The organism is Janthinobacterium woesei (genome assembly GCF_051380875.1).
In the GTDB taxonomy this organism is placed as follows: Bacteria; Pseudomonadota; Gammaproteobacteria; order Burkholderiales; family Burkholderiaceae_D; genus Janthinobacterium.
In genome coordinates, this window is sequence record NZ_JBNYXW010000014.1 from 151,602 (window position 1) to 175,237 (window position 23,636).

General features: G+C 61.5%; 21 protein-coding genes. 8 read left to right on the forward strand and 13 right to left on the reverse strand.

Annotated features, from left to right (window positions below):
- Positions 1 to 2: 2 nt before the first annotated feature.
- The gene (locus ACQ4W6_RS17695; protein ID WP_436568483.1) at positions 3 to 1,481 is read right to left on the reverse strand and encodes a protein adenylyltransferase SelO; all 1,479 of its coding nucleotides are present in this window, start codon (positions 1,479 to 1,481) and stop codon (positions 3 to 5) included.
- A 281-nt stretch (positions 1,482 to 1,762) separates the two neighbouring features.
- Between ACQ4W6_RS17695 and ACQ4W6_RS17700 the strand changes: the two genes are divergently transcribed.
- Positions 1,763 to 3,412: a 3-(methylthio)propionyl-CoA ligase gene (locus ACQ4W6_RS17700; RefSeq protein WP_436568484.1), complete on the forward strand. Its 1,650-nt coding sequence runs from the start codon at positions 1,763 to 1,765 to the stop codon at positions 3,410 to 3,412.
- A 17-nt stretch (positions 3,413 to 3,429) separates the two neighbouring features.
- Here the strand turns inward: ACQ4W6_RS17700 and ACQ4W6_RS17705 are convergent, their stop codons facing one another.
- From ACQ4W6_RS17705 to ACQ4W6_RS17720, 4 genes are read right to left on the reverse strand one after another with little or no spacing between them, the layout of a single operon-like run.
- Positions 3,430 to 4,953, reverse strand: a complete 1,524-nt coding sequence (locus ACQ4W6_RS17705; protein WP_436568485.1) for a chemotaxis protein CheW — start codon at positions 4,951 to 4,953, stop codon at positions 3,430 to 3,432.
- Complete coding sequence (locus ACQ4W6_RS17710; RefSeq protein WP_436568486.1) at positions 4,940 to 5,479, reverse strand: chemotaxis protein CheD; 540 nt, start codon at positions 5,477 to 5,479, stop codon at positions 4,940 to 4,942. The genes ACQ4W6_RS17705 and ACQ4W6_RS17710 overlap by 14 nt, the downstream gene beginning before the upstream one ends.
- Positions 5,476 to 6,300, reverse strand: coding sequence for a CheR family methyltransferase (locus ACQ4W6_RS17715; RefSeq protein WP_436568487.1), 825 nt, complete (start codon positions 6,298 to 6,300; stop codon positions 5,476 to 5,478). Before ACQ4W6_RS17715 ends, ACQ4W6_RS17710 begins: the two co-directional genes overlap by 4 nt.
- A 3-nt stretch (positions 6,301 to 6,303) precedes the next feature.
- On the reverse strand, positions 6,304 to 8,001 hold the full coding sequence (locus tag ACQ4W6_RS17720) for a methyl-accepting chemotaxis protein (RefSeq protein ID WP_436568488.1): 1,698 nt from the start codon (positions 7,999 to 8,001) through the stop codon (positions 6,304 to 6,306).
- Between the two features lie 561 nt (positions 8,002 to 8,562).
- Here ACQ4W6_RS17720 and ACQ4W6_RS17725 point away from each other — a divergent pair.
- Complete coding sequence (locus tag ACQ4W6_RS17725; RefSeq protein WP_436568489.1) at positions 8,563 to 10,650, forward strand: 3-hydroxyacyl-CoA dehydrogenase NAD-binding domain-containing protein; 2,088 nt, start codon at positions 8,563 to 8,565, stop codon at positions 10,648 to 10,650.
- A 48-nt stretch (positions 10,651 to 10,698) separates the two neighbouring features.
- Here the strand turns inward: ACQ4W6_RS17725 and ACQ4W6_RS17730 are convergent, their stop codons facing one another.
- The 3 genes from ACQ4W6_RS17730 to ACQ4W6_RS17740 all read right to left on the reverse strand — a co-directional run bounded on the left by ACQ4W6_RS17730 (position 10,699) and on the right by ACQ4W6_RS17740 (position 12,479).
- A complete protein-coding gene (locus ACQ4W6_RS17730; protein ID WP_436568490.1) occupies positions 10,699 to 11,526 on the reverse strand; it encodes an alpha/beta fold hydrolase in 828 nt (275 codons plus the stop codon).
- 97 nt (positions 11,527 to 11,623) lie between these two features.
- The gene (locus ACQ4W6_RS17735) at positions 11,624 to 12,022 is read right to left on the reverse strand and encodes a VOC family protein (protein WP_436568491.1); all 399 of its coding nucleotides are present in this window, start codon (positions 12,020 to 12,022) and stop codon (positions 11,624 to 11,626) included.
- 130 nt (positions 12,023 to 12,152) lie between these two features.
- On the reverse strand, positions 12,153 to 12,479 hold the full coding sequence (locus ACQ4W6_RS17740; protein WP_436568492.1) for a DUF2798 domain-containing protein: 327 nt from the start codon (positions 12,477 to 12,479) through the stop codon (positions 12,153 to 12,155).
- Between the two features lie 111 nt (positions 12,480 to 12,590).
- On the opposite strand from ACQ4W6_RS17740, the gene ACQ4W6_RS17745 reads away from it, so the two are divergent.
- Positions 12,591 to 13,541: a LysR family transcriptional regulator gene (locus ACQ4W6_RS17745; RefSeq protein WP_436568493.1), complete on the forward strand. Its 951-nt coding sequence runs from the start codon at positions 12,591 to 12,593 to the stop codon at positions 13,539 to 13,541.
- 112 nt (positions 13,542 to 13,653) lie between these two features.
- A complete protein-coding gene (locus tag ACQ4W6_RS17750; RefSeq protein ID WP_436568494.1) occupies positions 13,654 to 13,857 on the forward strand; it encodes a hypothetical protein in 204 nt (67 codons plus the stop codon).
- Between the two features lie 106 nt (positions 13,858 to 13,963).
- Here ACQ4W6_RS17750 and ACQ4W6_RS17755 read toward each other — a convergent pair whose 3' ends face one another.
- The gene (locus tag ACQ4W6_RS17755; protein ID WP_436568495.1) at positions 13,964 to 15,664 is read right to left on the reverse strand and encodes an MFS transporter; all 1,701 of its coding nucleotides are present in this window, start codon (positions 15,662 to 15,664) and stop codon (positions 13,964 to 13,966) included.
- Between the two features lie 252 nt (positions 15,665 to 15,916).
- On the opposite strand from ACQ4W6_RS17755, the gene ACQ4W6_RS17760 reads away from it, so the two are divergent.
- From ACQ4W6_RS17760 to ACQ4W6_RS17775, 4 genes are all read left to right on the forward strand, one after another.
- On the forward strand, positions 15,917 to 17,095 hold the full coding sequence (locus ACQ4W6_RS17760; protein ID WP_436568496.1) for an acetyl-CoA C-acyltransferase: 1,179 nt from the start codon (positions 15,917 to 15,919) through the stop codon (positions 17,093 to 17,095).
- A gap of 61 nt (positions 17,096 to 17,156) precedes the next feature.
- On the forward strand, positions 17,157 to 17,459 hold the full coding sequence (locus tag ACQ4W6_RS17765; protein WP_436568497.1) for a Dabb family protein: 303 nt from the start codon (positions 17,157 to 17,159) through the stop codon (positions 17,457 to 17,459).
- Between the two features lie 21 nt (positions 17,460 to 17,480).
- On the forward strand, positions 17,481 to 18,476 hold the full coding sequence (locus ACQ4W6_RS17770; RefSeq protein ID WP_436568498.1) for an NADP-dependent oxidoreductase: 996 nt from the start codon (positions 17,481 to 17,483) through the stop codon (positions 18,474 to 18,476).
- 75 nt (positions 18,477 to 18,551) lie between these two features.
- A complete protein-coding gene (locus tag ACQ4W6_RS17775; RefSeq protein ID WP_436568499.1) occupies positions 18,552 to 18,980 on the forward strand; it encodes a GNAT family N-acetyltransferase in 429 nt (142 codons plus the stop codon).
- A 62-nt stretch (positions 18,981 to 19,042) separates the two neighbouring features.
- On the opposite strand, the gene ACQ4W6_RS17780 is transcribed toward ACQ4W6_RS17775, so the two are convergent.
- The 4 genes from ACQ4W6_RS17780 to tal all read right to left on the reverse strand — a co-directional run bounded on the left by ACQ4W6_RS17780 (position 19,043) and on the right by tal (position 23,630).
- Positions 19,043 to 20,053, reverse strand: a complete 1,011-nt coding sequence (locus tag ACQ4W6_RS17780) for an ABC transporter permease subunit (RefSeq protein ID WP_436568500.1) — start codon at positions 20,051 to 20,053, stop codon at positions 19,043 to 19,045.
- A 37-nt stretch (positions 20,054 to 20,090) separates the two neighbouring features.
- Positions 20,091 to 21,590, reverse strand: coding sequence for a sugar ABC transporter ATP-binding protein (locus tag ACQ4W6_RS17785; RefSeq protein ID WP_436568501.1), 1,500 nt, complete (start codon positions 21,588 to 21,590; stop codon positions 20,091 to 20,093).
- Positions 21,591 to 21,669: 79 nt separating this feature from the next.
- Positions 21,670 to 22,605 carry an ABC transporter substrate-binding protein gene (locus tag ACQ4W6_RS17790; protein WP_436568502.1) on the reverse strand — a complete coding sequence of 312 codons (936 nt, stop codon included), beginning with the start codon at positions 22,603 to 22,605 and terminating at the stop codon, positions 21,670 to 21,672.
- 65 nt (positions 22,606 to 22,670) lie between these two features.
- Positions 22,671 to 23,630 carry a transaldolase gene (tal, locus tag ACQ4W6_RS17795; protein WP_436568503.1) on the reverse strand — a complete coding sequence of 320 codons (960 nt, stop codon included), beginning with the start codon at positions 23,628 to 23,630 and terminating at the stop codon, positions 22,671 to 22,673.
- Positions 23,631 to 23,636: the final 6 nt, after the last annotated feature.

The window sequence follows — 23,636 nt, forward strand, 5'->3', positions numbered from 1 at the left end:
CCTTAGGATGAGCAGCTTACTTCAAGGTGGCTAGCCCAGTCGGGCGGCAGGGCCGCATAGTGCTGGTGTTCGGGCTGTTCGTCAAATGGCTTTTGCAATATTTCCAGCAATTTCGCCACTTCCGTGTAATCGTGCTGCTGGGCTTTCTCGATGGCCACTTGCGCCAGGTAGTTGCGCAGCACGTATTTCGGGTTGACACGGTTCATGGCCGCCTGGCGTTCCGCATCGACGCTGTGCTCTTGCAACAGGCGCGCGCGGTAGGTACTCGCCCAGGCGTCGAACGCCGGGCGGTCGATGAACAGGTCGCGCAAGGCGGTATCCATCTCCGGCGCCGCCACTTGCAGTGTCGCCAGGGCGCGAAAGAAGTTCGTGAAATCCACGTGATTGGCTTGCATTAGCGCAAACATGCTGTCGAACAGTTGCGTGTCGTCGTCCTGCTGCGTACGCAAGCCCAGCTTGGCGCGCAGCAAGGCGTTCATCTTCGCGGCAAACGCCGGTTGATAACTGTCCAGCGCCGCTTGCGCCAGTGCGACTTCGCCGATCAGCGGCAGCAACGCCTGGCCCAGCGCATAGCAGTTCCAGTGGCCCACCTGCGGCTGGTTGGCATAGGAATAGCGGCCCTGCTGGTCCGTGTGATTGCAGATGTGCTCGGCATCGAACGCTTCCATGAAACCGAACGGGCCGTAATCGAGGGTCAATCCCAGGATGGACATATTGTCCGTATTCATCACGCCATGCATGAAACCGACGGCTTGCCACTGCGCCATCAGCTCGGCCGTGCGCAGGCACACTTCGGCCAGCAAGGCCTGATACGGATTGGATGCAGCGCGCAAATGGGGATAGAAGCCGTCAATGATGTAATCGGCGAGGATTTTCAGCTCTTCCGGCTTCTTGCGGTAAAACCAGTGCTCGAAGGAGCCGAAACGCACGAAAGTGGGCGCCATGCGCGTGACGACGGCTGCCGTTTCCACCGTTTCGCGCACAATGCCTTGCTGCGAGCCCATGATGGACAGTGCGCGCGAGGTGGGAATGCCCAGCGCGGCCATGGCTTCCGAGCAGAGGAATTCGCGGATCGACGAGCGCAGCACGGCGCGCCCGTCGCCCATGCGCGAGTACGGCGTGGCGCCGGCGCCTTTCAGTTGCAGCTCCATCGGGCCATGCTCTGTCGCAATATCTCCCAGCAAGATGGCGCGGCCGTCACCGAGCTGACCGGCCCAGACGCCGAACTGGTGGCCCGAATACACGGCCGACAGGGGCAGGGAGCGCTCGGCGACGGTATTGCCGCTCAATAATTCCACATAGTCAGGCTCGGCCAGGCGCGCCGGATCGAGGCCGATGAGGACCGCCGCTGGCGCGCTGGCAGCAACAAAGTAGGGCGAGGGCAGGGGCGTGGGCATCAAACGCGTGTAGAACGCGGGCGGCAAGGCCGCAAATGCATTGCCCAGTGCTAAGGTTTGAGCGGTGATGGCAGTTCCATTCAATAATAGTCGATACGCTTAGTCAACGCGAGATGCGCGCCGGCAGTGTATGCCAGCCTGAAACACGATTTTACCGCACGGCAGCCAGGCGTGGGCGCTCGCCTAACAGGGCCGCCGTGGCGGGGGCCGGCACGGCAGGAAACGGCATCAAAAGTGACGTGCTGCGCCGCAATATCGAAATGCGTTGACGATTTCCGCACGACCGTACGAAACTAGGGGGGAATCTTTAAAGTCCAGCAATAAAGTCTAGCAATAACGTTCAGCATTCACTTCCAGGAGACACGATGGCATTTCCCATGAGCCCAGTGATGGGCCAGATGATGAACCAGCCCCTGCTGATTTCCAGCATTATCGAATTTGCAGCGCGTCATTATGGCGGCAGCGACATCATTTCGCGGCGCGTGGAGGGCGATATGCACCGCTATACCTACCGCGACTGCCACCAGCGTGCGCGGCGCCTGGCCAATGCCTTGCACGGTTTGAAAGTGGGCATGGGCGACCGGGTCGCCACCCTGGCCTGGAATGGCTATCGCCACCTGGAAGCATACTATGCCGTGTCCGGCTCGGGCTTTGTCCTGCACACCATCAACCCGCGCCTGTTCCCCGACCAGATCGCCTACATCTCGAACCATGCAGAAGACCAGGTGCTGCTGTTTGACCTCACTTTCCTGCCCATGGTGGAAAAAATCGCCGCCGATTGCACCTTCGTGCGCCACTTCGTGCTGATGTGCGAGCGCGACCGCATGCCCACCAGCAGCACGATTCCCGACCTGCTGTGCTATGAAGACTTGATCGCCAGCCATTCGGACGACTATGCGTGGCCCGTGTTCGATGAAAATTCGGCCGCCACCCTGTGCTATACCTCGGGCACCACGGGCAACCCCAAGGGCGCGCTGTATTCGCACCGCTCGACCGTGCTGCATGCCTACGCCTCGGCCATGCCCAGCGCCCTGAATGTGCGCGCATCCGACACGGTCTTGCCCGTGGTGCCCATGTTCCACGTGAATGCCTGGGGCTTGCCGTATTCCGTGCCCCTGTCCGGCGCGCGCATGGTGTTTCCCGGCGCCGCGCTGGACGGCAAGTCGCTGTACGATTTATTCGAAGCGGAAAAAGTGACGTTCTCGGCCGGTGTGCCCACCGTCTGGCTGGGCTTGCTGAACCATGCCTTGCAGAATAATCTGCAATTTTCCACCTTCCGCCGCACCGTCATCGGCGGCGCCGCCTGTCCGCCCGCCATGATGGATACCCTGATCGACAAGTTTGGCGTGGAAGTCATCCACGCCTGGGGCATGACGGAAATGTCGCCGCTGGGCACGGCGGGCGGCTTGCAGACCAAGCACCTCGACTTGCCGAAGGACGAGCAGCGCAAGATCCTGCAAAAGCAGGGGCATGCCATTTATGGCGTGGACATGAAGATCGTCGACGACGATGGCGAGGAGTTGCCGTGGGATGGCGTCAGTTACGGCCACTTGCTGGTGAAAGGGCCGTGGATCATTTCCGCGTACTACAAGAACGAGGGCGGCGAAGTGCTGCAGGATGGCTGGTTCCCTACGGGCGACGTGGCCACCATCGACCTTGACGGCTACATGCAGATCACCGACCGCAGCAAGGACGTGATCAAATCGGGCGGCGAGTGGATCGGCACCATCGACCTGGAAAACCTGGCCATGGCGCACCCGGCTGTGCTACAGGCGGCCTGCATCGGCGTGTTCCACCCGAAATGGGATGAGCGGCCCGTGCTGGTGGTGGTGTTGCGCCCGGGCATGGAGGTCACGCGTGACGCCTTGCTGCAGTTCTTCGATGGCAAGATCGCCAAGTGGTGGACGCCTGACGACGTGCTCTTCATCGACGCCTTGCCCATGGGCGCGACGGGCAAGATCCAGAAGAACAAGTTAAGGGAGCAGTTCAAGGGGCATCAACTGCCCGGCATGTAGGCATGTAGGCACGGGCGCTACGCCGCTTGCGGCAGCGCCTGCCCCAGCTTTTCCAGCAAATGATCGCACTGGAACACGGATAAGGTCTGGCGCTGGTCGCCGGTGCCGATGTCGATCATTTCATCCATTTCGCTGCGCAGGTCGTCGTGTGCCCCGGTGCGTATCATTTGCGGCGCCGTAAAGCGCGCGCTGTCCGAAATGGTCATGATGTTATCGACGTGGTCGACGAGGAAGCCGTAGCGCTCCTCGCCCCGTTCCACGATCATGATCTTGCCGGCGCTGGCGTCTGCCAGGGGCGCCATCGCGTACAGCTGGCGCAAGTCGATGATGCTGATCATTTGCTGGCGCAAATTGAGCATGCCGCGCATGCAGGCCGGCATGCCGGGCGGCGTGGTGATGGCGCCGCCGAAGTCGATGATCTCGCGCACCTGCCCGATTTCCACGGCAAACTGCGTGTCGACCGTGAATGTGATGTAGACGCGGCGCCGGGCCTTCTGCGTGGCGGCGGCCGTTTCCTTGTCGGCAGGGAACAGGCGCGCGTGGCCATCGCGCATCTCGACGATCTCCGCTTGCGACAGGATTTCCCGGTGGTCAAGAAAAATGATGTCGCCCAGGCCCTCTTTGCTGATGCAGCCGGCAAACATGGCCGCGCGCGCCTTGCTCAGCAAGGGGATCGGCAGCACTTCATCACTGAAGAAATGCACGATGCTGTCGACGGAGTCGACCAGGAAGCCCACGGTCGACTCTTCCAGGCGCACGACGATGATGCGCTGCTCCGGCGCGGCTTGCTTGCCAGGTGCGGCCGCATGCAGCAGGGCGCTGAAATCGACGACAGCCACCTGGCTGCCGCGAAAATGCATGCGCCCCAGGCATAGTTCGCTATTCAGTATCGAACTGTGCAGCTCCGGCACGCGGATGATTTCCTGGATGGCGCACATCTCGAAGGCAAACGTGGCGCCGGCCGCATGGAAGCTGACGCACTGGCGCCGCTCGCTTTGCGCGTGGTAGCGGGCCGTGCTGAGCTTGGCGCCGCTGGCTTGCAGGGCCAGCACGTGCGGCACGTTTTCGATGCGCAGCATGGCTTGCGGGTCGAGAATTTGCAGCAGGCGCGCGCCGCCCCCGAGCATGATGGTACCGGCGATGACCGCATGCGCGTCGCCGGCCGCGTAGTGCAGGGCGCTGCGCTCGCTGGCGGGCACGCGCAAGATCTCGCCCGTATCCTGGAACACGATGCCGATCAGCACCTGTTGAAAATCGAGGATGGCGATCTTGTCGCTGGGCATGGCGCGCGGCGCGTCGGCGCGGAACAAACGGCCCAGGTTGACGATGGGAATGACGCTGCCGCGCAAGGTGAACATGCCTTCCAGGTACGCCGGCGACAGGGGCAGGGCCGTGACCTTCGCCGGATAATTGACCACTTCGCGGATGCAGCTGGCGGGCAGGGCAAATTCATCGCTGCCGAGCAGGAAAGAGCCGAACAGTTCCGTGACGGCGTCGCCGTCTGCCAGGGTTTGCAGGCCCGTCGTTTCATGCATGTTCATATGCGCTTTCCTTGCGTTGGGTCAAGCCGGTTTGCGCCACCACGTCGGTGACGGCATAGCTGTGGTGGGCGCAGTCGATCAGCAACTGGCGCCCGTGGCGTCCGCCCAGCGCGCAAAAGCTGACGTGCAAGCCGCACTGGTCGAGGTATTTCTGTGCCGCCTGCGCGTTCTGCCTGCCCACCTGCAGGCGGCCATGGCCATTATCAGGCCCAAACATGCTGGCGCCACCGGCCAGCACCACGTCGATGTCGGCGTAATCGGCCTGGCGCGCGCCCATCAGGCGCAGCAGCGACGGCACGGCCTGGCTCACATAGCGTGCGCCAGGCGAGCCCAGGCCGGACTCCATGCCTGGCGCTTCCGGCAGCAGGCAATGGGCCAGGCCGCAGCAATGGCCTTTCTTCCAGATAAAACCGATGCCGATGCAGGAACCGAGCAAGGCTTGCAGCTGCTCGTCGTGCGTGCCCACGCTCAGTTGTCCCATGCCAACACGGTGCAATGCCGTGCCAGTGTCGTTGATAAAGCTCATGCTGGTCCTGCTGTATAGATCATGGGAAACTCGAATTGGTAGCCGGTGCCCAGGCGGGCGATCGTTTCCGATTCGCCCAGGATCAGGCGGCCATCGTCCTTCAGGCTCAGTCGCGCCTGGCGCAGCACCGTTTCCTGGTGCTCGGCATCGAAATAAATCAGCACATTGCGCAGGAAAACGATGTCGAACTGCTGGGCCGGGCGCAGAGGATCAAGCAAGTTGTGCCGGGCAAAGCTGACGTGCTGCCTGAGCTCGTCGTTGATTTTTACACCATACGGCGAGGGCGTGAAATACTTGCGCAGCAAGTCCGGGTGCGACAGGCCGATGCGCTCGACCGAGCGGCCGCTGTACTGCCCGGCCCGCGCCGCAGCCAGGATTTGCTGTGAAATGTCGCTGGCCAGGATCTGGTAGCGAAAAGCGGGCACTTGCAGCTTGAATTGCTCGCACAGCATGGCGATCGAATACAGTTCCTCGCCGCTGGCCGCGGCCGCCGACCATACTTTCAGGCAGCCGCCCGGATGGGCCAGTGCCCAGGCGGGCAGGTAGCGCTCGCGAAAATAGTCCCAGACTTGCGGCGTGCGGAAAAACAGGGTGTCGTTGGTGGTCACCAGGTCGATGAAATGGGCCACTTCCTCGCGGTCGCTGGCCACCCGCTCCAGGTAGGCCTGATACGTGTGCAGGGATAGCGCCTGCAGCCGGGGCTGCAAACGCCGTTCCAGCAACACGCTCTTGCGCGCCGTCATGGCGATGCCCGTGTGCTCGCGCACCAGCGCAATCAAGGTCGTCAAGACCTCGGGCGTCAGGCTGGCCGCGTGGCTCATGGCCTACACCACGAAGCGGGAGACAGTCTGGTTCAGGCTGCCCGCGCGCTCGTTCAGGCCATCCGTGGAGCGGGCGATACTGTCGCAGTTGGCGGCCGACTTTTCTGTCTCCTCGGCAATGTACTGGATGGCCGTGGACACTTCGCGCGCCGTCAGCAGCTGCTCGTTGGCCGCTTTCGAGATATCCGAGATGGCCAGCGTGGTTTTCGCCACGCCCGAGACGATCTTGTCGAAGGCGTCGCTGGCCTGGCGCGAAATCTCGCTGCCCGTCGAGACGCGCTTGACGGACTCGTTGATCAGCTTGGAAATTTCCTTGGTGGCCTGGGAGGAACGCTCGGCCAGCTTGCGCACCTCGTCGGCGACGACGGAAAAGCCCAGGCCGTGTTCGCCTGCGCGTGCCGCCTCGATGGCCGCGTTGAAGGCCAGCATGTTCGTCTGGTTGGCGATTTCACTGATCACCTTGACGATTTCGCCGATGTCTTCCGACGAGCGGTTGATCAAGTCCATCGCCTCGATCGACTTGGCGACGGCGCGCGCGCCCGCTTCGGCTTCCTGCTGGGTGGCTTTGGCCAGGCTGTCCGCGTGCGAGGTGTTTTCCGCGATGGAATTGATGGAGAACGTCAGGCCGTCGATGGAGGCGTTCATTTCTTCCACCGTGGCGCCCAGCGCCTGCGTGCCCACCGCCACGCCCGTGGCGCGCTCGGCAATCGCGTGCGAAGCGTCGGCAAAGCCGTTCGCTGCCGTCACGACGTTGCCGATCACGCCGCGCAAGTCGACGATCATCTTGCTGATGCCGCCAGCGAGCAGGTCAATCGGTTCCTCGCCTTCGGGCACGATATTGCAGGTCAAGTCGCCTTGCGCGGCGCGCGCCACCGATTCGAGCAGGGCATTCACCTTGCGGCTGTCATTGGCAGCCTTGGCCTGGATGCTGTTTTCCAGGTTCACCTGCTCGGTGACGTCGCTGGCGAACTTGACCACTTTATACGGCTTGCCGTTGAGGTCGAGAATGGGGTTGTAGGTGGCCTGTATCCACACCACCTTGCCATTGTTGCCCAGGCGCTTGTAGCGGCCGCTGTCGAATTCGCCGCGGTTAAGCTTTTGCCAGAACTTCTTGTAGTCGGCGCTGCTGGCATAGTCGGCTTCGCAGAACAGGCGGTGGTGTTCACCCTTGATATCGCGCAAGTCGTAACCCATGACGGCCAGGAAATTGTCGTTCGCGTCGAGCACATTGCCCTGCATGTCGAATTCGACCACGGCCTGCGCCTTGCCGATGGCGCTGACCTTGCCCTCGTATTCGGCATTGCGCATTTTCAGGGCCGTGATGTCGGTGGCAAACTTGATGACTTTATAGGGCTTGCCATCGGCGTCGAGGATGGGGTTGTAGGACGCATTGATCCACACTTCGCGTCCATCCTTGGCCAGGCGCTTGTATTCGCCCTGGTCGAATTCGCCGCGTCCCAGTTCGGTCCAGAAACGGCGGTATTGCTCTGTTTTCACATGGTCGGGGTCGCAGAAGATGGCATGATGCTTGCCCTGTACGTCCGCCAAGGTATAGCCCAGCACGTTCAAAAAGTTGTCGTTCGCATGCAGGATGGTGCCATCGAGTTCAAATTCGATCACGGCCTGGACACGGTTCAATGCAGTATTTATCGCTTGTAAGTCCAGATCCTGGGAGTGGCTGACATGGCTGGCTGCATCCATAATATTTCCTTCTGTGCGGGTCGAAGTGAATGGGGACAATAAGACTGATCTGTTAATGGCAGCATGAAAAAATAGATGGCAGCAATATGCGCGGTGATAATTGGTGAGAATGTGCGCAACACACGGCCGCTAACTTTTTCAATTGCACTGTCTCTGATATTAAATCACGCAAAATATTGATTTGAATCAATATTTTTATTATTCTCCAGCGCCTGGCGAAAAACAAGGGGCAGGAATAAATAATGCACAGTGTCGCAACGGGCCAGCACTCCATGGCCAGCAAGCCCCTATATCGATCTATATAAAACCAATTTTCATGTAATAAAACGATGTATTTACTTTTATCATTTTATTATTTAAATGAATATTCAAGTGATAGCTGCTGGCATTGACCATCGCTGACGCTGCCATGCGCCAGCGGGCGATGTTGTAGCATGGCGGATAACGGCGGCGCGGGACGGGCTGCGACAAAAATAATACGAGCGTTCTTTTATGCGGTATAGTGAAGCATCATCCCTTGCAACCACCTCATACGTTGAGTAAAACCAATAAGGAAGAGACATGAGTGCTGAATATCAAGTGAACGGCGCCGTTGCCGTCATTACCCTTGCCAATCCCCCCGTCAATGGCCTGGGCCTGGCGACCCGCACGGCCGCCGTGGCCGGCATCAGACAGGCGCTGGCCGACACCGCCATCGAAGCCATCGTCATCACGGGCGCCGGCAAGGCGTTCTCGGGCGGCGCGGATATCAAGGAATTCAATTCACCCAAGGCGCTCACGGAACCGACGCTGCACACCCTGATCAACGTGGTCGAAAGCGCGAGCAAACCCGTGGTGGCGGCCATCCACAGCGTGTGCATGGGCGGCGGCCTGGAGCTTGCGCTGGGCTGCAACTACCGCGTGGCCGCGCCGGGTGCGCAAATGGCCTTGCCGGAAGTCAAACTGGGCATCTTGCCGGGCGCGGGCGGCACGCAGCGCCTGCCGCGCGTACTGGGCCTGGAAATGGCGCTCAACATGATCGTCTCGGGCACGCCCGTCACGTCGGAAAAACTGGCCGGTACGGCCCTGTTTGACGAAGTCATCGCCCCCGGCGCCGATTTGCTGGCTGCCGCCGTGGCGTTTGCGACGAAGGTAGCCAATGTGCGCCCGCTGCCGAAAGTGCGCGAGCGCAAGGTTGACTATCCGAACCACGAAGCGTTTTTGCAGTTTTCGCGCAATACCGTGAAAGCCATGTCCGGCCCGTTCCCCGCGCCGTTGAAATGCGTGGACGCCGTGGCGGCCGCCGTGACGATGAAGTTCGACGATGGCTTGAAGTTCGAGCGCGAACTGTTCATGCAACTGGTGCAGTCGCCCGAGTCGAAAGCCCTGCGCCACGCCTTTTTTGCCGAGCGCGTCGCCAGCAAGGTGCCGGACGTGCCGGCTGACACGCCCGTGCGCGCCATTGGGCAAGCGGCGATTGTCGGCGCCGGCACCATGGGCGGCGGCATCGCCATGAATTTCGCCAACGCGGGCATCCCCGTGATCTTGCTGGAAACGCAGCAGGAAGCGCTGGACAAGGGCCTGGCCACGATCCGCAAGAATTACGAGAACACGGTGAAGAAGGGCAAGCTGACGCAGGAGAAGGCCGAGCAGCGCATCGCGCTGGTGTCCGGCACGCTGGCCTACGACGATATCGCCCAGGCCGACATCGTCATCGAAGCCGTCTTCGAGGAGCTGGGCGTGAAGCAAGCCGTGTTCAAAAAGCTCGATGAAGTCATGAAGCCGGGCGCCATCCTTGCCTCGAACACCTCGACGCTGGACCTCGACAAGATCGCCGCCTTCACCAAACGGCCGCAAGACGTGGTCGGCACACACTTTTTCAGCCCGGCGAACGTCATGAAACTGCTGGAAATCGTCCGTGGCAAGGAAACGGCCAAGGACGTGCTGGCGACGGCGCTGGCGCTGTCGAAAAAGCTGAAAAAGACGGGCGTCGTGTCGGGCGTGTGCGACGGTTTCATCGGCAACCGCATGATCGAGCAGTACAGCCGGCAAGCCGGTTTCCTGCTGGAAGAAGGTTGCTTGCCGGAACAGGTGGACAAGGCGGTCGAGAAATTCGGCTTTGCCATGGGCCCGTTCCGCATGGGCGACCTGGCCGGCAACGACATTGGCTGGGCCATCCGCAAGCGCCGCACTGTAGAAAAACCGGAAGTCACCTATTCGAAGACGGCCGACCTGCTGTGCGAACTGGGCCGTTTTGGCCAGAAGACGGGCGCCGGCTGGTATGACTACAAGGCGGGCGACCGCAAGGCGTATGCCTCGGAGCTGGTGAACGCCATGGTCAATCAGCACTCCTCCGACATCGGCGTGGCGCGGCGCAAGATCAGCGACAAGGAAATCATCGAACGCCTGGTGTATGCGCTGGTCAATGAAGGCGCGCGCATCCTGGAAGAGGGCATCGCCCTGCGCGCCTCGGACATTGACATGGTCTACCTGACGGGCTACGGCTTCCCCCTGTTCCGTGGCGGCCCCATGTTCTATGCCGATACGGTGGGCTTGCCAAACGTGGTGGACAGCATCGCCGGCTACGCCAAAGGCCGCCACGGCGAGGCGTGGACGCCGGCGCCGCTGCTGCTCAGGCTGGCCGCAGAAGGCAAGGGTTTTAACAACTGATGTGCGATTGTTGAATAGAAAAAGGGGCAGAGAAATCTGCCCTTTTTTCTATTTCTGCCTGGCCACCATCTTGATCGCCTCGTTGACGATGACGGGGTTGTCTTTCTGTATGTAGTGGCCGGCACCGGCGATGCGCTCGACCACGGGCGCGCCGGACAGGCGCAGCCAGTCGATTTCCTGCGCCCGCACCACGCTTTCAAACGCGCCCATCTCGTCGATGCCGAACTTGCCGCGCACCAGTAGCATGGTGGGCACGCGCAACGGCTTTTGCAGGTCGATGCGTTGCAGGCATTGCGCCTGGGCATCGAACTCCGCCGTCGCCGTGGACGTAAACATCATCTTGCGCATGGCTTTCTGGGCCATGGCCGAAGCCGGTGCGTCGGCCTGCATGCGGCGCCAGTAATCGGGATGCGTGGGATCGAGCAAGACCAGGCCAGCCACGTCTTGCGGATACAGCTTCGCATACACATATTGGTACAGGCCACCCAGCGAGTGGCCCACCAGCACGTACGGCGGTTTCAAGCCCGTCTGCGCCAGCAATTGATGCTGCTGGTCAGCCACCGTGCACGGGTCGCGCGGGGCGGCCGTTTTCGGACTGGCGCCATAGCCGGGGCGGTCATACGCCAGCACCGTGTGCTGTTTGGCTACTTCGGGCAGCACGCCGGCCCACACCTCCTTGCCGTCGCCCAGGCCCGACTGGAATACCACGGGCAGCTTGCCATGGCCCGTCAGGGTGTAGGCGATGTGCGCCTCTGGCAGGGCGGCACTGGCGGTGGTGCCCAGCTTGCCGCCGGATGAGGCACAAGCGGACAGCAAGATGCCGATAGTGCCGAGGGCGATGGCCTGCGCGGGGCGCGCTGCGATGAAAGACTGCATGGAGGTCCTTATGGATGCTGATTCATGGGGGCTTGCCCCATTATAGGCATATCGTGTTGAAGTGGAAACGTTATTAAACGGGGCAATGCCAGTTCAGTTATGCGCCATGGACCGTGTGGCAGACAGCTTCGATGCGGTTGCCGTCAGGATCGAACAGGAAGGCCGCGTAATAGCTGGCGTGATAGTGGCGCAGGCCGGGCGCGCCCAGGTCGAGGCCGCCATTGGCCAGTCCCGCTTGCCAGAAGGCGTCCACGGCCGTGCGCGATGCTGCCTTGAAGCAACAGTGGCGGCGCGGCGCATCGTCCGGCGCCGGCCCCAGGCGCACGGAAAAATAGCTCAGTGCAGAGTGCTGCGCATCGCTGCGTTGGCCATAACCGATCCACGCGTTGGCATGGTCGCTGCCCACCTTGGGCACGCCCAGCGCGGCGAAGATGGCGTCGTAGAAGCGCTCGGCGCGTGCCAGGTCGGCAACGGTAAGCGAGACGTGATCGAGCATGGACACTCCACTGTGAACAAGAACGGCCATAGCATAGCCCGGATCGGGGCGGCTGTGGGTGTTCCAGGCGCTGGAGTGACCGAGTGAAACTGTGTGCGGCAAACTGCTGGTTAAGGCCAGCCTGCGGCTGTCAGCTGGCGCATGAACAGCTTGCAGCCGATGCTGGCGTGCCAGCCTGCGCATCGGGCGCACAGACGGGGCAGGCAGATGCCGGGCGTGCGCGTCTGGACATGCGCGCGGCCACGATGCCACGGCTGAGCGACTGCACGCGCGGCGCGAACAGCATCACGGCGCAGAACGCCACGGGCCAGGCGGCAAGGAAGGCATGGCGCCAGCGCGGCAGGAAGTCCGTTTGCCCGCCGATATTGAGCCAGGTGACCCAGGCGCTCATCAGCAAGGTCATCACCAGCGACATCAGTACGGCAAACACGAAACGCAGGCGCAGGGCATCGGACATGGGGGCTTTCAAATACGTTGGAAAGATGACAGCGTAACGACTTGCAACAACCTATACTAGAGGCATATTTTTAATTTCAAATTCCATAAATGAAATCATGTTCGACGACTCATGCTTGATGACTTAGCCCTGTTTGTCGCCATCGTGGAGGCGGGCAGCCTGCACGCGGCCGCCGTCAAGGAAGACTTGCCGGCCGCCACCGTCACGCGCCGGCTGCAAAAGCTGGAAAGCCAGCTGGGCTACCGCTTGCTGAACCGCAGTGCGCGCCGCTTGCAGCCGACGGCCGAAGGCTGGCAATACTATGAGCAGTGCCGGCCGCTCGTGCATGCCTTGCGGCAAGCCACGCAGCAGCTCGACGCCAGCCTGTCGGCCGTGTCGGGCACCATCCGCGTGCTGGCGCCCGTCAACTTTGCCAGCGGCTTGCTGACGCCCGCCTGGGTCAGCTTCATGCAGCAGTATCCGGACATCCGCCTGGAGCTGGAACTGTCGAACCTGCTGCAAGACCTGGTGGGCAGCGGCGCCGACCTGGCCATCCGCGTGGGCGCGCTCGACGATTCCTCGCTGATGCAGCGCCGCCTGGGCAGCGCCGCGCTGGTGATGGTGGCCGCGCCGGGTTATTTGGCGCGCGCCGGCGTGCCGCAGGACTTGCAGGAACTCGAACGGCACGAGCTGATCGTGGCCGAACCGCTGCGCAGCTGGCGTTTGCGCCGGCCTGGCGATGGCGCCGAGATGGTGATCGCGCCGCAGGCGCGCCTGCGCGTCAATGAAATGCGCCTGGCCGTGGAGATGGCGGACGCCGGCATCGGCATCTTGCTGTGTCCGTTGCTGCAATGCCGCGACGAAGTAGCCCGAGGCAGCCTGGTGCGCGTGCTGCCCGACTGGATGCCGCTGCCGCGCCACGTGTATGCCGTATGGACGCAGCGGCGCCACCTGCCGGCGCGCGTGCGCGTGCTGCTCGAGCACCTGGCGGCGTTTGCGCAGCAACATCCCATGTTGAACGGCGACATGGACGCAGCGGACGCCGTTGCGGCCCGTTCCCCCTCAATTCTTTCTATTCAGTAATACCGAGCGCTTGTACTTCGCGCCGGGATCGCGTTAAGATAAGCCGCTCGCTTATCCAGCGGGCAATCTGGTGTTTTTTTCGCGCAATCTATCCCTATACATGAGAAATGCAATGAAATATCTGATCGTTCCCTTCTTGTTGGCCATTACCGGCTGCGAGGTACTGTATGACGCGAACCGGGACAAGATCGGCGAGTATTGCGATAGCCTCAATAACTTCGACGACCGTAATGCCTGCCGCAAGCGCAACCAGACCAGCTACCAGGAGTATGTGCAGCAGCGCGACAAGCTGAAAAAGGGCGTCAGCGAAAAGTAGAGCCACCGCCATCGTTTCACCACCGCATGAAAAAAAACGCCGCTGACACAAGTCAGCGGCGTTTTGCTTTGCAGGCCCCGGCGCGGTGGCCGGGGGTTGCGCTACATCAATCGTCAGCGTAGATATTGTTGTCCTTGGTTTCCTTGACAAACAGTGTGCCGATCACGACAGTGGCCAGCGCAACGATGATCGGGTACCACAGGCCATAGTAGATGTCGCCTTTGAAGGCTACCAGCGCGAAGGCCGTAGTCGGCAGCAAGCCGCCAAACCAGCCGTTACCAATATGGTAAGGCAGCGACATCGAGGTGTAGCGTATGCGGGTCGGGAACATTTCCACCAGCATGGCGGCGATCGGGCCGTACACCATGGTCACGTACAGCACCAGGATGAACAGCAGCAAGACGACCATTGGCTTGTTGATTTGCTCTGGATCAGCTTTCGCAGGGTAGCCCGCTTCCTTGACGCCGGCGCCGATTTCTTTCTTGAACGCCGTTTCGTGGGCCTTGCTTTCGGCATCGAAGTTCAAGCCGTCGGCCGTCATGACGGCGTTAAACGAGGTGAATTCCTTCGCACCGATGCGGACCTTGGCCACGCTGCCTGCCGGTGCATCTTCCTTCGTGTAGTTCACCGAGCTGTTCGACAGGAAGCTGGTAGCAATGTCGCACGACGAAGGGAACTTTTTCGTACCGGTCAAGTTGAACTGGAAGTGGCAGGAGGCGGGATCGGCCACCACGACCACTGGCGAGTTCTTCAGCGCCGCTTCCAGTTGCGGATTGGCGAAGTGGGTCAGGCCGTTGAAGATCGGGAAGTAGGTCAGGGCGGCGATCAGGCAGCCACCGAGGATGATGTACTTGCGGCCGATGCGGTCGGACAGGCTGCCGAAGAACAGGAAGAAAGGCGTCGCCAGCAACAGGGCGATGGCAACGAGCACGTTGGCCGTTGCCAGGTCCACTTTCAGGGTCTGGATCATGAAGAACAGGGCGTAGAACTGGCCCGTGTACCAGACGACTGCCTGGCCGGCTGTCAGGCCGATCAGGGCCAGGATGACGATCTTCAGGTTTTTCCACTTGCCGAACGCTTCCGTCAGCGGCGCTTTCGAGGTCTTGCCTTCGGCTTTCATCTTGGCAAACGCCGGCGATTCACTCATGGCCATGCGGATCCAGACGGAAATACCCAGCAGCACCACCGACAGCAGGAACGGCACGCGCCAGCCCCACGCTTCGAAGGCCGCTTCGCCAGTTGCCAGGCGGGTGCCCAGGATGACCATCAGCGACAGGAAAAAGCCCAGCGTGGCCGTGGTTTGTATCCACGCCGTGAATGCGCCGCGCTTGCCTTCAGGCGCATGCTCGGCCACATAGGTGGCTGCGCCGCCGTACTCGCCGCCCAGCGCCAGGCCTTGCAGGATGCGCAGGATGACGAGGATGATCGGCGCGGCAATGCCGATCGAGGCATGGCCCGGCAGCAGGCCGACGATGAAGGTGGAGCCGCCCATGATGATGATGGTGATCAGGAAGGTGTACTTGCGCCCGATCATGTCGCCCAAGCGGCCGAAGACCAGCGCGCCGAATGGACGCACGATGAAACCGGCAGCAAACGCCAGCAGCGCGAAAATGAAAGTGGTGGTGGGGTCGCCGATGAAGAATTGCTTGGCGATGATGGAAGCGAGCGAACCGTACAGGTAAAAATCGTACCATTCAAAGACGGTGCCTAGCGATGACGCAAAGATGACCTTGCGCTCTTCGGGCGTAATCGGCGTTCCTTTGGTAGAAATTTTCCGTACGTCGGCCGAGCCGGATGGTGTTGCCATGGTTTGTCTCCCTATATTTATAGTGAACTGTTGCCGTAGTCTTTAAGGCCATTCTTGCAACAACTGGAGGCGAGTGTGTTCTCCGAACCTTACGTCATGCTTGCTTGAAACTTACGCCAAGCTTACAATGCGCGGCTTTTGTGCATGATTCAGGTGGCGAGTAATTTTGCGAACGACCGTACTTAAATGTGCTATTCTGATTCCACGCAGTTCTTCACCTAATTCACCCCATGATTCCACAGGAGACACAGCATGAATGAAGCCGTCATCGTATCGACCGCCCGCACGGGCCTGGCCAAGTCCTGGAAGGGCGCGTTCAACATGACGCATGGCGCCACCATGGGCGGCCATGTGCTGGCGGCCGCCATCGAGCGCGCCCGCATCGAGCCGGGCGAGGTGGAAGACGTGCTGGCCGGCTGCGCTTTTCCCGAAGGCGCGGACGGCAGCAACATCGCCCGCCAGATCGCCTTGCGCGGTGGCTGCCCCGTCACCACGGCCGGCATGACCATCAACCGTTTTTGCTCGTCCGGCCTGCAGGCCATCGCCCTGGCGGCGCAGCGCATCATCGCCGGTGAAGGCGATATCTATGCGGCAGGCGGCGTGGAATCGATTTCCTGCGTGCAAAACGAGATGAACACGCATATGCTGCGCGAAGTATGGCTGCAGCAGAATAAACCGGAACTGTACTGGCCCATGCTGCAGACGGCCGAAACGGTGGCCAAGCGCTACCAGATTTCGCGCGAACGCCAGGACGCCTACGGCGCGCAAAGCCAGCAGCGCGCAGCAAGCGCCCAGGCAGCCGGCCTGTTCGAGGCGGAAATCGTGCCGATGACCACTACCATGGGCGTGGCCGACAAGGCCAGCGGCATGCTGGTCTCGCGTGAAGTGACGATCGCCGCCGATGAAGGCATCCGCTTTGATACCGCCTATGACGCCGTGGCGAAGATCCGTTCGGCCATGCCAGGCGGCGTTATCAGCGCCGGCAATGCCAGCCAGTTTTCCGATGGCGCCTCGATGGCCATCGTCATGAACGCGAAAGTGGCTGAAGCGAAAGGCTTGCAGCCGCTGGGCATCTTCCGTGGTTTTGCCGTGGCCGGCTGCGAGCCCGATGAAATGGGCATCGGCCCCGTCTTCGCCATCCCGAAACTGCTGAAAAAGGCGGGTTTGACGGTCGCCGACATCGGCTTGTGGGAACTCAATGAAGCGTTCGCCGTGCAAGTGCTGTACTGCGCCGACACCCTGGGCATTCCCATGGAGCGCCTGAACGTGAACGGCGGCGCGATTGCCGTCGGCCACCCGTACGGGGTCTCGGGCGCCCGTCTGACGGGCCACGCCCTCATCGAAGGCAAGCGCCGTGGCGTCAAATACGTGGTCGTGACCATGTGCATCGGCGGCGGCCAAGGCGCGGCAGGCTTGTTCGAAGTCATCTAGCGTGCTGCAAGGAGGGCCGATAGCGGTTACAGTATCGGCTCCCTTACCTTTCATTGCAGCCATGATCAAGCACATCGTTTTCTGGAAACTTTTGGACCACGCCGAAGGCGCCGACCGCGCCACGAATGCATTGAAACTCAAGGCCTTGCTCGATTCCTGCTCGGACCTGGTGCCCGGCATCTTGAAGTTCGAGGCAGCCGTGGCCCAGCCCGGCCTGGAAGCGAGCTACGACGTCGTGCTGTACAGCGAATTTGCCAGCCGCGAAGTGCTCGATGCCTATCAGAACCACCCCGAGCACGTGAAGATCAAGCCCTTCTTTGGCGCCGTGCGCGAAGCCAGACAGTGCATGGATTACGAGATTTAACTTCAACAGACAAGGAGCACCATGTCCACCTCCCAACGCATCGTCCTCGCCTCGCGTCCCACGGGCGAAGTGCAGGCGGATAATTTCCGTCTGGAAACTGTCGACATTCCCGCCATCAGCGATGGCCAGTTGCTGGTGCGCAACCAGTATCTGTCGCTCGACCCGTACATGCGCGGGCGCATGAGCGAGGGCAAGAGCTATGCGGCGCCGCAAGCGCTGAACGAGACCATGATAGGCGGCACGGTGGGCGTGGTGCTCGAATCGAAGCATCCGAAGTTTGCCGTCGGCGATACCGTCGTCGGCACCCTGGGCTGGAGCGAAGTGGCCGTCTCGGATGGCAGCATGCTGCGCAAGGTCGATACCACGCATATTGCCGCGTCGGCCTACTTGGGCGCCGTGGGCATGCCCGGCATGACAGCCTGGTATGGCTTGAACCAGATCATGCGGCCGAAAGCGGGCGAAACGGTGGTGGTGTCGGCCGCCAGCGGCGCCGTGGGCAGCGTCGTGGGGCAGTTGGCGAAATTGAAGGGCTGCCGGGTGGTCGGCATCGCCGGCGGTGCGGAAAAATGCGCGTATGTCGTCAAGGAACTGGGTTTTGACGCCTGCGTCGACTACAAGGCGGGCAAACTGGTGGCCGGCCTGGCGGCAGCCACGCCGGACGGCATCGACGCCATCTTTGAAAACGTGGGCGGCGCTATCTTTGATGCGGCCCTGGCGCGCACCAACGCCTTTGGCCGCATCGCCCTGTGCGGCTGGATCGCCGGCTACAACGGCGAGCCGACGCCGATCGACAATGCGCGCTTCATCCTCACCAACCGGCTGAGCGTGCAAGGCTTCATCGTCTCGGAACAGCCGGAATTCTGGCCGCAAGGCTTGACAGAGCTGGGCACCCTGCTGGCGACGGGCAAGCTGAAATTTCGCGAATCCGTGGCCGACGGCCTGGCCAGCGCACCGGACGCCTTCATCGGCCTGTTAAAAGGGCGCAATTTCGGCAAGCAGCTGGTGAAGTTGACTTGAAGCGGCTGGGCTGATTCTCCTTCTGAAGAGGCAGGCCGTGCGACAATACCGGCCTGTCTCTTTCTTGCCTATGCCATGACCAATCACACCATCCGCCTCGGCGACTGGGCCACCCTCGGTCCCGACGCCACCGCCATCCGTTTTGAAGTCTTTGTCGATGAACAAAAGGTTCCCGCCGAGATCGAACTCGACGCCATGGATGCCGCCTGCCTGCACGCAGTCGCCTATGACGGCGCGGGCAATGCCATCGGCACGGGCCGTTTATTGCCTGATGGCCATATTGGCCGCATGGCCGTGCGCCTGCCTGGCCGTGGCACGGGCGTGGGTGGCGCCATCTTGCAGCTGCTGATGGAAAAAGCGCGTGAACGGGGCGACTTGGCGGTGGTCCTGAACGCGCAAACCGTGGCCGCGCCATTCTATGCGCGCCACGGTTTCGTGCAGCTGGGGGAGCAGTTTGAAGAGGCAGGCATCGCGCATGTGGAGATGCGCCTGCAATTTGCCTGATTAATACAGGTGGGGAGTGCCCTGCACGGTGTCCAGGAACCTGGACACCGTGCGACATACTCTTAGTTCTGCGCGTGGCTTTGGCGCCATTTATCCAGGATCACCGCCAACACGATCACGACGCCTTTCGCCACATACTGCCAGAACGACGACAGCCCCAGGATCGTCAAGCCATTGTTCATCACGCCGATGATCAGCGCGCCAATGACGGTGCCCCAGACGGAACCGACGCCGCCCATCAGGCTGGTGCCGCCCAGTACCACGGCCGCAATCGCATCGAGCTCATAGCCCGTGCCCCAGTTGCCGTTGGCCGCATACAAACGGCTGGCCGACATGGCGCCGCCCAAGCCGGCGAACAGGCCGCTGATGGTGTAGACAAACATCAATACGAGGCCGACCTTGATGCCGGTCAAACGCGCCGCTTGGATATTGCCGCCGACAGCGTAGATATGCAGGCCCAGGGTGGTCTTGCGCAGGATGAACCAGGTCAGCACGACCACGGCCGCCGCCAGCCAGATCAGCCATGGGATGGCCAGGAAGCTACCATTGCCCATCCATTCGAAGCTTGGGATTTCCGTGTTCAGCACGCTGGTGCCGTCAGCGAACAGATAGGCAGCGCCGCGCAGTGCCGTCATTGTGCCCAGGGTGACCACGAAGGGGTTGAGGCCAACCAGGGCCACCAGCACGCCGTTCAGCGCGCCCAGCAGCAATCCCACGATCAAAAAGGTGGGAATCGAGAAGCCGGCGAACTGCGCCGACAGCGACATCAGCATGCCCGCCACGGCCGAGACGGCCAAAACAGACCCCACGGACAGGTCGATGCCGCTGGTGAGGATGACGTAGGTCATGCCGGAAGCCAAGACGATGTTGATCGACACCTGGCGGAAGATATTCATGGTGTTGTTGCTGGTCATGAATGTCGAGGTGCCGTCGGCCGAGAAATACACGGTCAGACCATACATGGCCAGGTAAAGCACCACCAGCACGGGCAGCATGCCCAGGCGGCGCATCAGGTTCGAGGCATTGAAAGGTTCGCTGGCGCGCGCGGCGCCGCTGGTGGTGCTAGTTGTCATGATGAAATCTCCTGAAGTATTATTTTAATGCGTATTCTTATGCCGCTTCTTGCTGCGTGGCGTAGGCGAGGATGTTTTCCTGCGTGATGTCGTCGCCCGTCACTTCGCCCGTCAGGCGTCCTTCGCACATCACCATCACGCGGTCGCAGATGCCGACCAGCTCGGCCAGTTCGCTGGAAATGCACAGCACGGCCGTGCCCGCGTCCGCCAGCTGGTGGATGATCTTGTAGATTTCACTCTTCGCGCCCACGTCCACGCCGCGCGTCGGTTCGTCGAGGATCAGCACTTTCGGTGCGATGGCCAGCCAGCGCGCCAGCAAGACTTTCTGCTGGTTGCCGCCAGACAAGCCGCCCACGATGCCTTCCGGGCCTGATACCTTGACGTTCAGGTTGGCGATGGCTTCTCGCGTGAGGCGCGTCAGGGCGCCACGGTTGACCACGCCTGCCGTGGCGTGCTGCGAGAGGATATTCATCGACATGTTTTCCATGGCCGACAATTGCATGAACAGGCCCAGGCTCTTGCGGTCTTCCGGCAAATAGCCGATGCCGTGGCGTATGGCTGCCAGCGGCTGCCTGATGTGCACTTGCTGGCCATCGAGCCACACTTGTCCCGTTTGTTTCTTGTCGGCGCCAAAGATCAGGCGCGCCAGTTCCGTGCGGCCCGCGCCAACCAGTCCGGCAAGACCGGTCACTTCGCCCGCATGCAGGGAAAACGAGGCGGGCTTGACCTTGCCGCCGCCGACGTTTTCCACGCGCAAACGCTCGGCGCCCCGCGAGGTACGCCGCTTGTGCGAATAAAAGTCGTCGGCGGGGCGGCCCACCATCATTTGCACGACTTTCTTTTGATCCAGCTCATCCTTGCCCAGCTCGCCCACATAGGCGCCGTCGCGCAGCACCGTGATGCGGCGCGCCAGGCGCTCCACTTCGGCCATGCGGTGGCTGATGTACAGCACGGCAAGACCTTTGTCGCGCTGCTCTTCGATGATGCGGAACAATTGTTCTGTTTCCCGGTCAGACAGGGCCGCCGTGGGCTCGTCCATGATCAGGATGCGGCTCTCGTGCACCAGGGCGCGGGCGATTTCCACCTGCTGCTGCTCGGCAATCGAGAGGGTCGACACCATGGTGTCGGCATCAAAGCGCGAACCGAGGTCGGCCAGGATGGCATTCGTGCGCGCGCGCATTTCGCCACCCTTGACGGTCCAGAACGGGCCTTTCGGCTCGCTGCCCATGAAGACGTTCTGCGCCACCGTCATGTTCTTGGCCACGCTCAATTCCTGGTAAATCAGGTTGATGCCCAGCGCGCGCGCCTCGCCCGGGTTGCGGATCTTGATCGGCTTGCCGTCCAGGATGATCTCGCCCGCGTCCGGCGTGTACACGCCCGAGAGGATTTTCATCAGGGTGCTCTTGCCGGCGCCGTTTTCGCCCATCACGGCATGGATTTCGCCGCTGCGCACCGTCAGGTGCACGCCGCGCAGCGCGCGCGTGGCGCCAAAGCGCTTCTCGATGCCGCGCATTTCAAAAATAATATCGTCGCTCATGCTATATCCTTGCTGTGAAGCTGCCGCCCGCCCTTGGGCCGGGGCCGGGGCGGGCAACACGTGGTTCAGGTCAGCCAGATCAGTTCTTTACCCAGCCCGTATAGGTGGCGACGTTTTCCTTGGTAATGGCCGGGGTCGGCAGCAGCACCATGGTCTGTTTCGGCGTACGGCCGTTCATGATGTCGTAGCCCATTTGCACCGCGTCGGTGGCCATGCGGTAAGGATTTTGCGCCGAGGTGGCGGCAAACAGGCCTGCCTTGTTTTTCAGGGCATTCTGGCCATCGGGCGCGCCATCGACGGCCGTGATCAGTTTCACGTCGGTACGCTTGGCTTGCTTGATCGCCAGTTCGGCGCCGATGCCGGTCGGATCATTGATGGCGAACACGGCGTCGATCTTCGGATAGGCCGTCAGCAGGTTCGACATCACGGTCATGCCGCCGTCGCGGCTGCCGCCCGCGTTCTGGTTGTCCGACAGGATCTTGATATCCTTGAACGCAGCCAGGGTTTTCTTGCAGCCGTTGACGCGGTCGATGACGGAAGTGACCGGCGGGCCGTTCAGGATGACCACATTGCCCTTGCCGCCGATCTGCTTGGCCAGGTAGGCGCACGACACGTCGCCGGCCATGGTGTTGTCGGACATCACGGTGGCCGATGCGCCCACGGCGCCCACGTCAACGGCGATCACGACCACGCCCGCATTGCGCGCCTTCTTGATGGCCGGCGCGATGCCCTTGGAATCGACGGCGTTCAGGATGATGATGTCGGTCTTGTTGGCAATGAAGTTTTCAATCTGGTCCACTTGGGTGTTCAAGTCGTACTTGCTCGATACTGTGGTGACTTTCACGCCGGGGCCGCCCAGCTTCTTGGCGCTTTCTTCGGCGCCGCGGCCGATGGCCACGAAGAAGGGGTTGGCCAGGTCGCCCACGCTCACGCCAATCGTTTTCAATGGTTTGTCGGCAGCAAAGGCGCCGCAGGCGGCGGACAGCAGCAGGGTGGCGGTAATGACTTTTTTCATGAATATCTCCAAAAGGTTTTTATTGTGACAAGCAGTGGTGCGACGGGTGAATCTACGGCTAAAACTTATTTATTTTTCAAGCTTGCGATCATGGCGTCCAGCTTGCCCGCATCGACGGCAAAGCCGCGTATGCCTTCGGCCAGCTTTTCGGTGGCCATGGCGTCATCGTTCAGCGCGTAGCGGAAAGCCGCTTCGTCTTCGTCATACGTGATGGCTGGCTGCGCCGCGCCAAGGTCCACGCCCAGGGCGCGCTCGAATGGCGCATCCGATGCTTCGAGTTTCGCCAGCAAGTCGGGGCTGATGGTCAGCAAGTCGCAGCCGGACAGGGCCGTAATCTGGCCCACGTTGCGGAAACTGGCGCCCATGACTTGCGTGGCGATGCCATGTTGCTTGTAGTAATTAAAAATGCGCGTGACCGATTGCACGCCTGGATCGTTGGACAGGCTGCGCGCCGTTTCGTCCCATGCCGCGCCCAGGGATTTCTTGTGCCAGTCGTAGATGCGGCCCACAAACGGCGAAATCAGGCGCACTTTCGCTTCGGCGCAGGCGACGGCCTGGCAAAACGCGAACAGCAGGGTCAGATTGCAAAAAATGCCATCTTTTTCCAGCTCACGGGCCGCCTGGATGCCTTCCCAGGTGGCGGCGATCTTGATCAGCACGCGCTCGCGGCCAATGCCGGCTTGTTCGTACAGGGCGATCAAACGGCGCGCCCGGGTCACGGTGGCGGCGCGGTCAAAGCTCAGACGGGCATCGACTTCGGTCGACACGCGGCCCGGCACGACTTTCAGGATTTCCAGGCCGAAACGCACCAGTACCTGGTCGACGATATCCTCCAGCGACGCATTCTTGTGGGCGGCGACCGTGCTTTCCAGCAAGGGCGCGTAATCGGGCTGCAGCACGGCTTTCAGGATCAGCGACGGATTGGTGGTGGCGTCTTGCGGCGCGAAGCGCGCCAGTTGCAAAAAGTCGCCCGTGTCGGCGACCACGGTGCTGTATTGCTTCAATTGTTGCAGTTGATGTTGCATTGCTAC

Excerpts from the sequence above, each read along its gene's own strand:
- ACQ4W6_RS17770 (WP_436568498.1), top strand. The coding sequence starts at position 17,481 with ATGTCCACCTCCCAACGCATCGTCCTCGCCTCGCGTCCCACGGGCGAA.
- ACQ4W6_RS17735 (WP_436568491.1), bottom strand. The coding sequence starts at position 12,022 with ATGCTCGATCACGTCTCGCTTACCGTTGCCGACCTGGCACGCGCCGAG.
- ACQ4W6_RS17705 (WP_436568485.1), bottom strand. The coding sequence starts at position 4,953 with ATGAACATGCATGAAACGACGGGCCTGCAAACCCTGGCAGACGGCGAC.
- ACQ4W6_RS17760 (WP_436568496.1), top strand. The coding sequence starts at position 15,917 with ATGAATGAAGCCGTCATCGTATCGACCGCCCGCACGGGCCTGGCCAAG.
- ACQ4W6_RS17790 (WP_436568502.1), bottom strand. The coding sequence starts at position 22,605 with ATGAAAAAAGTCATTACCGCCACCCTGCTGCTGTCCGCCGCCTGCGGC.
- tal (WP_436568503.1), bottom strand. The coding sequence starts at position 23,630 with ATGCAACATCAACTGCAACAATTGAAGCAATACAGCACCGTGGTCGCC.
- ACQ4W6_RS17730 (WP_436568490.1), bottom strand. The coding sequence starts at position 11,526 with ATGCAGTCTTTCATCGCAGCGCGCCCCGCGCAGGCCATCGCCCTCGGC.
- ACQ4W6_RS17715 (WP_436568487.1), bottom strand. The coding sequence starts at position 6,300 with ATGAGCCACGCGGCCAGCCTGACGCCCGAGGTCTTGACGACCTTGATT.
- ACQ4W6_RS17780 (WP_436568500.1), bottom strand. The coding sequence starts at position 20,053 with ATGACAACTAGCACCACCAGCGGCGCCGCGCGCGCCAGCGAACCTTTC.
- ACQ4W6_RS17765 (WP_436568497.1), top strand. The coding sequence starts at position 17,157 with ATGATCAAGCACATCGTTTTCTGGAAACTTTTGGACCACGCCGAAGGC.
- ACQ4W6_RS17755 (WP_436568495.1), bottom strand. The coding sequence starts at position 15,664 with ATGGCAACACCATCCGGCTCGGCCGACGTACGGAAAATTTCTACCAAA.
- ACQ4W6_RS17725 (WP_436568489.1), top strand. The coding sequence starts at position 8,563 with ATGAGTGCTGAATATCAAGTGAACGGCGCCGTTGCCGTCATTACCCTT.
- ACQ4W6_RS17710 (WP_436568486.1), bottom strand. The coding sequence starts at position 5,479 with ATGAGCTTTATCAACGACACTGGCACGGCATTGCACCGTGTTGGCATG.
- ACQ4W6_RS17750 (WP_436568494.1), top strand. The coding sequence starts at position 13,654 with ATGAAATATCTGATCGTTCCCTTCTTGTTGGCCATTACCGGCTGCGAG.
- ACQ4W6_RS17775 (WP_436568499.1), top strand. The coding sequence starts at position 18,552 with ATGACCAATCACACCATCCGCCTCGGCGACTGGGCCACCCTCGGTCCC.
- ACQ4W6_RS17745 (WP_436568493.1), top strand. The coding sequence starts at position 12,591 with ATGCTTGATGACTTAGCCCTGTTTGTCGCCATCGTGGAGGCGGGCAGC.
- ACQ4W6_RS17720 (WP_436568488.1), bottom strand. The coding sequence starts at position 8,001 with ATGGATGCAGCCAGCCATGTCAGCCACTCCCAGGATCTGGACTTACAA.
- ACQ4W6_RS17785 (WP_436568501.1), bottom strand. The coding sequence starts at position 21,590 with ATGAGCGACGATATTATTTTTGAAATGCGCGGCATCGAGAAGCGCTTT.
- ACQ4W6_RS17740 (WP_436568492.1), bottom strand. The coding sequence starts at position 12,479 with ATGTCCGATGCCCTGCGCCTGCGTTTCGTGTTTGCCGTACTGATGTCG.
- ACQ4W6_RS17700 (WP_436568484.1), top strand. The coding sequence starts at position 1,763 with ATGGCATTTCCCATGAGCCCAGTGATGGGCCAGATGATGAACCAGCCC.